The sequence below is a fragment of the Acidovorax sp. HMWF018 genome (assembly GCF_003061035.1).
GTDB lineage: Bacteria > Pseudomonadota > Gammaproteobacteria > Burkholderiales > Burkholderiaceae_C > Acidovorax > Acidovorax delafieldii.
The window spans coordinates 1-5,813 of sequence record NZ_QAIM01000187.1 but is presented as its reverse complement, the minus strand read 5'-3'; the positions used below and the strand labels follow the sequence as shown (position 1 = coordinate 5,813).

5 protein-coding genes and 1 pseudogene are annotated in these 5,813 nt (G+C 65.4%); 3 read left to right on the top strand and 3 right to left on the bottom strand.

Annotation, left to right across the window (positions count from 1 at the left end):
* On the bottom strand, window positions 1-1,500 hold a 1,500-nt coding region (locus DBR23_RS07005), incomplete at its 3' end, for a tetratricopeptide repeat protein (RefSeq protein ID WP_108497761.1).
* Window positions 1,501-1,729: 229 nt separating this feature from the next.
* On the opposite strand from DBR23_RS07005, the gene DBR23_RS07000 reads away from it, so the two are divergent.
* Window positions 1,730-2,053: a helix-turn-helix transcriptional regulator gene (locus DBR23_RS07000; RefSeq protein WP_108497760.1), complete on the top strand. Its 324-nt coding sequence runs from the start codon at window positions 1,730-1,732 to the stop codon at window positions 2,051-2,053.
* 69 nt (window positions 2,054-2,122) lie between these two features.
* Here the strand turns inward: DBR23_RS07000 and DBR23_RS06995 are convergent, their stop codons facing one another.
* Both DBR23_RS06995 and DBR23_RS06990 read right to left on the bottom strand, forming a co-directional pair.
* Window positions 2,123-3,115 (bottom strand): tripartite tricarboxylate transporter substrate binding protein, encoded by a 993-nt coding sequence (locus tag DBR23_RS06995; protein WP_108497759.1) that lies wholly within the window; start codon window positions 3,113-3,115, stop codon window positions 2,123-2,125.
* 101 nt (window positions 3,116-3,216) lie between these two features.
* Window positions 3,217-4,314, bottom strand: coding sequence for a beta-propeller fold lactonase family protein (locus DBR23_RS06990; protein ID WP_108497758.1), 1,098 nt, complete (start codon window positions 4,312-4,314; stop codon window positions 3,217-3,219).
* Window positions 4,315-4,696: 382 nt separating this feature from the next.
* Between DBR23_RS06990 and DBR23_RS06985 the strand changes: the two genes are divergently transcribed.
* Together DBR23_RS06985 and DBR23_RS06980 are read left to right on the top strand one after the other, a co-directional pair.
* Window positions 4,697-5,668: a tripartite tricarboxylate transporter substrate binding protein gene (locus DBR23_RS06985; RefSeq protein ID WP_108497757.1), complete on the top strand. Its 972-nt coding sequence runs from the start codon at window positions 4,697-4,699 to the stop codon at window positions 5,666-5,668.
* Window positions 5,669-5,717: 49 nt separating this feature from the next.
* Window positions 5,718-5,813 (top strand): annotated as a pseudogene (locus DBR23_RS06980) (5-dehydro-4-deoxyglucarate dehydratase); the annotation flags it as partial.

Sequence of the window (5,813 nt, the reverse complement as noted above, 5' to 3'; positions counted from 1 at the left end):
CTCTTGCAGCACGGCACGCAGCCGCCCCGGCTCGCGCAGTGCCATCACCAGCGCCCGCACGGGCCCCTGCTCTTGCGGCTTGATGCGCAGGTCGGCCACCTGCATGGTGGTACCCCGCGTGTTGGCCAGCATGAACAACGCCTTGGCCACCAGGGCATCTTTGGGGCCGCCCTTGCCGCTTTCGATGAAGGTGCCCAGGTTGTAGGTGGCGTCGGCGTGGCCTGCCTCGGCCGCCTGGGCATACCAGGCGCGGGCCTGGGCCAGGTTCACGGGGCCGCCATAGCGGCCATGCTCATCGCTGGTGCCCAGGTGAAACGCGGCGTGCGGATCGCCCTCGCGGGCGTACCAGCCCGGCAGGTCGCGCAGGGGGTTGCCAGTCCACACCAGGGGTGCTGCGGCACCGGGTGCGGACGAAGCCGCAGCCATGGGCGCCAGGCTGAGGCCGCCGGGCGATTGTGACGCTTGCTGGGCCTGCTGCTTTTGCTGCGCCCGCTGCCGCTGCGTTTGCGCGGCGGCGTTCCACTTGGCGGCCTGCTGCGCGTCCGCCGGCCCGCCCCAGCCGCGCTCGAACATCACGGCCAACAGGCGTTTGGCGGGTTCATGGTCCCAGTCTGCCGCGCGCTGGCACCAGGAGCGCGCGTTCTCGTAGTTGGGCTGCTCCCAGCCGATCACGGTCTCCAGCGCCTGCAGAAAGGCTGCCACCTCGTGGCCCTGGGCCGCTGAGGGCTCCAGGGCGTCTGCCGCTTCAATGCGCTTGCGCGAGTACAAGGCCAGTTGCTCGCTGCGGGCCACAGCGTCATCGACTGCCTTGCGCTCTTCGTCCACGACCTGCAGCAGTGTCTCGCCCGGGGCGGCCTTCAGCCGTGCCATCAGAGCCTGAACGCGGGCCTTGGCCTTGTCCGGAAAGCGCTCGTAGAAGGCTTGGGCGTCCTTGCGGGTCTCCGCATCGTGCGCCCCCATGAGCTGCAGTGCAGCCGCCAGGTCAAAGTGCCTGCGCTGGCCCATGGTGCCAAAACGCAGGGCCCGACCCAGCGCATACAGCGCATGGGGGTTGCCCCGCGCGGCCCAACGCCGGTACTCGGCCCAGGCTTTGGCGTCATCGCCCGCCTGGCGCGCACGGACCGCATGGCGCACCTGCAAGTCGGGCTCCTCAGGGGCGTCGCCATTGGCCAGGTAGTGCACGCCACTTTGTGGGTCATACAGATTCAGGCCCAGGCGGGCCGCCTGCTCCCAGCCATCGTCAAACGGCGGACCCCAATCCGGAAAGCGGGTGTTGATGCCGACGCCAAAGGTCGGGTCGGTGATGTCAGGACCACCGAGGTAAATGTCCCAGAACCCGGCAAAGCGCTGTTCGACGGCCCGGGCCCAGGCAGTGAATTGGGGGTTCATCGGCACCTGGGGGCCGGCCTCCACGCGCTCGTACTGCGCGTCCGCCTCAGCCTTGGTGGCTGGCCAGGGCCAATCAGCGGGCTTCTCCCAGATCTGGATGGTGTAACTCATGGCTCCCTCCTCGGATGCCGCTCGGAATGCGGCTTGTTGTTTGTGTTGACGCTCGTCAAGTGCGAGCAAATTCTAGAAGCGCCCTCCGCCAGCCTGCATCGCGGCACCTCTCTGTTTTGTCCAGTGATGTGCCAGCACCACACCCGGATAGCGCTCCCGCTTTTTGGGTAAAAATGGGCTGTAGCGCCCGTAATTCATGCCCAATTAGCTCTCTTTTTTATAGCAAATCATGTCCACACCACCCCTTTCTGCCATGGCCCTCGCCATGCCTGTGCCCAATGGCGAGCAGCTCAAGGCCGCGCGCGTTGCGGCCGGGCTCAGCCAGGCGCAAGCTGCCGAACTCATGGGCTACCCACTGCAGACCGGCAGCCGGGGCGGCGTGCAGTCGCGCACCTGGCAGGCGCTGGAGAGCATGACCGACGAGCGCAATATGCAGGGGCCCGTGTTCGCGATGTTTCTGTTGCTCACCGGACAGCATCCCGATCTCGTGCTCGCACATCGCTCGCCATCGACGGACGCCCCCGCGAGCGCGCCAGCGCCCAACCCGCAATAAAAAAGGCGGAACGGCCCAAAGGCAGTTCCGCCAAGTCTCTACAGGAAGAAAACAGGATCGGCCGGGCGATCAGTCCACCTTGATATTGGCCGCCTTGATGACCTGCGCCCATTTGTCCACTTCAGCCTTCTGGAACGTGGCGATCTGGGCCACGCTCATGTCGGCAGGCTCCATGCCAAAACCTTTGAGGCGGGTCTGCATGTCGGGCTGGGCGAGGATCTTGCGGATCTCGTCGTGCAGGCGGCTCACCACCGGGGTGGGCGTGCCTGCCGGCACAAAGATCGCCTGCCAGGACTGCACCTCAAAGTCCTTGAGTTCGGCCACGCCGGACTCCGCCACCGTGGGCACGTCGGGCATGGAGGCCAGGCGCTTGGGCGACGTGACGGCAATGGCGCGCAGCTTGCCGCTCTGGATGTGAGGGGCAGCGACCACGGTGGTATCGAACATCATGTCCACCTGGCCGCTGATCACGTCCTGGATCGCAGGGCCGCTGCCCTTGTAGGGGATGTGCGTGAACTTCACGCCCGACTTGTAGGCCAGCAGTTCCACCGCCAGATGCTGTGAGCTGCCCGTACCGGCCGACGCGGACGACAGGCCGCCCTGCTTGCCCTTGGCGGCTGTCAGCACGTCCTTCAGGGTTTTGTAGGGACTGGCGGCGGACACCACCAGCACCACCGGGTTGGTGCCGATCAGCGTGACGGGGCTGAACGACTTGATGGGGTCGTAGCCCAGCTTGGGGTACAGGCTGATGTTGATGGCATGCGAGCTGACGGTACCGCCCAGCAGCGTGTAGCCGTCCGGGGCCGAGCGCGCGGCCGCCTCCGAGCCGATGCTGCCTGCGGCGCCGCCCTTGTTCTCCACCACCACCGTGGTGCCCAGGGCTGTGCCCAGTTGCTGGCCAATCAGGCGGGCCAGGGTGTCGGTGGTGCCACCGGCGGCAAAGGGCACCACGTAGCTGATGGGCTTGCCGGTGGGCCAGGTGGTCTGGGCCATGGCGGGCAGCGCCATCAGCGCGCCTGCGGCTGCCAGGACGGCGGATTGGACCAGGGTTCTGCGTTGCATGTGTTTGTCTCCTAGGGGCAATGAAAAAAGGGGGCAAGGAGCGAGGGCGCATGCGGAGGCCGTGTTGTCGGTGCAGCCTGTGAACGCACGCCCTTACCCGCTCAGGGCATATCGACGATCTCGATCCAGTTGGGGTTCTTGCCCACCGGAACGCGGGTGGGCGCACCGGGAAGGCCTGTCGCGGGGTCAATGGGGTGCAGTGCGACGTGGTGCGACTCCTGTCCCGCAGCGATCAGGAAGCGGCCAGACGCGTCCACTGCAAAACCGCGCGGCGTCTTTTCGGTGGGCACATGCCCCAGGGGCTGCAGCTGCCCGGTGGCGGCATCGACGCGAAATGCGCTCAGCGTGCTGGACGTGCGCTCCGACGCATACAGCGTGCGGCCATCGGGCGATAGGTGAATGTCGGCGGCCCAGGGCTTGCCCGCAAAACCTGCGGGCAATGCCGTGGTGCGCTGCAGCGGGCGCAGCGTGCCACGCTCCTTGTCGTAGGCCATCACATGCACGGCCGCATCCAGTTCGTCCAGCAGATACAGGTGGCGCTGGTCGCCGCTCCAGACAAAATGGCGGGGGCCGGACTTTTCGGGCGCCACGGGCGTCAACGCGGGCTCGTGGGCGGTGAGCTTGCCGGTCTCTGCATCAAACTTCCCGGCCGAGAGGTGGTCGCCACCCAGGCTGGTAGCAAAGACATAGCGGTTGGCTGCGTCCGCGTGGATGGCGTGCGCGTTGGGCGCGGTGGGGATAAGTTGCTGCACCGCTCCCACGACACCGTCCTTGCCAATGCTGTTGACCGTGATCTTGTGTCCGGGGTAGGAGGCTGCGAACAGCCAGCGCCCGGTGGCGTCGGTGTCGATATTGGCCATGCTGTCGGCCAACGGCGCCTCGCCCAGCTTACGCAGCTTGCCACTCACCGGGTCAATGGCCAGGCTGACCACCCGAAACGGCTGTGAGCGCAATGCCACGTAGAGCACGCGCTTGTCCGGGCTGACGGCCATGGGCATGGCAGCGCCGCCCAGTGCCGTGGTGTCCACGGGCTTGAGCGTCCCGGCGGCGCGGTCCAGCTCCAGCACCGACACATCCTGGCTGTCTGCATTGGCCACGTACACCCAGGTGGCTGCCTGCACAGCCTGTACGCCCAGCGCGGTTGCGACGGCCAGCATCACGGGCGCGACGCGGTGATGGATACGAAATGGGATGGTCATGCTCGGTCCCCTGGTAGTGCCTTCGGCTGGACTGCGACTCTGCAGCGCGCCCGCCAGTGAGGCTGTGGTGGTTCTGCTGCGCCCGGAGACGCCATTCGCAGGGCGATTCATTGCTGCAGCATCGTGTGATTGTGATATGTCGTCATACAACAAGGAATGCATTCTGACCCATCTTCAGCGCTGACAGAGAAAGGGATTACCCGAGGTCACGTACAACCTCGAAACACCCGCCAGTCAACAATATCTGGATTTTTTTGGGCCAAAAATCTCAGTACAAACCCTGAAATCCCCATAAACATGCACTGAATGGCACCGGCATGGATTGCATATTTTTCGATCTAGTTGTACGATGACTAACAACACAAACACACGGAGACATTCCATGAGCCTGCAACGTCGCGCAATTCTTCTGGCCTGCACTGCCGCTCTGGTGGCAACTTCTGCCACGGCCCAGACCGCTGAATGGCCTGCCAAGACACTGCGCATCGTGGTGCCCTACCCACCAGGCGGCAGCTCGGACATCATTGCGCGCTCGATCAGCCAGGCGCTGTCCGAATCGCTCAAGCAGAGCGTGATCGTCGAGAACAAGCCCGGCGCCAATGGCAACCTGGGTGCCGACTTTGTGGCCAAAGCCGAGCCCGATGGCTACACCATGCTGCTGTGTGATGTGGGCGCGCTGGCGATCAGCCCCTCGGTCTACACCAAGCTGTCGTTCGACCCCTCCAAAGACCTGCGCGGTGTGACCATGCTGGCCTACTCGCCCCACCTGCTGGTGGTGCACCCCTCGGTGCCGGTCAACAACCTCAAGGAGCTGATCGCCTACTCCAAGAAGAACGAGCTGAACTTTGCCGTGACGGCCACCGGCAGCGCGCCCCATCTGGCGGGCGTGGCGCTGGAGCGCGCCAGCGGCGCACGCTGGCAGTACATCCCGTACAAGGGCGGCGTCACCGCGATTCAGGACACCGTGGCGGGCCAGACCCAGGTGCTGATGAACGGCATGCTGGCCACCCTGCCCCAGGTACAAAACGGCAAGCTCAAGGTGCTGGGCGTTTCCAAGTCCACCCGCATGCCGCTGATCGGTGACGTGCCCACGATTGCCGAGCAAGGTGTGGCCGGCTACGAGTCGGGCACCTGGCAAGGCGTGCTGCTGCCACGCGGCACACCCGATGCGGTCGTGCAAAAGCTCAACAAGGCGCTCATCACCGCCATCCGCGCACCCGAGATCCGCTCGCGCCTGGCCGGCCAGGGCGCCGAAGTGGTGACCATGACCTCCACCGAACAGGACCAGTTCTTCGCCAAGGAACGCGCGCGCTGGGCCAGCGTGGTGAAGGCCGCCAACATCAAGCTCGACTGAGCGCCACAGACACCCGTTTCATTCACCATCCTCTCCCGCTGCAATGACCATGACCCCGCAAGAACTCAAAACCATCATGGGCTCCGGCCTGCTCTCGTTCCCCATCACCGACTTCGACGAGCAGGGCAACTTCCGCCCCAAGACC

Excerpts from the sequence above, each read along its gene's own strand:
- DBR23_RS06990 (WP_108497758.1), bottom strand. The coding sequence starts at position 4,314 with ATGACCATCCCATTTCGTATCCATCACCGCGTCGCGCCCGTGATGCTG.
- DBR23_RS06985 (WP_108497757.1), top strand. The coding sequence starts at position 4,697 with ATGAGCCTGCAACGTCGCGCAATTCTTCTGGCCTGCACTGCCGCTCTG.
- DBR23_RS07000 (WP_108497760.1), top strand. The coding sequence starts at position 1,730 with ATGTCCACACCACCCCTTTCTGCCATGGCCCTCGCCATGCCTGTGCCC.
- DBR23_RS06995 (WP_108497759.1), bottom strand. The coding sequence starts at position 3,115 with ATGCAACGCAGAACCCTGGTCCAATCCGCCGTCCTGGCAGCCGCAGGC.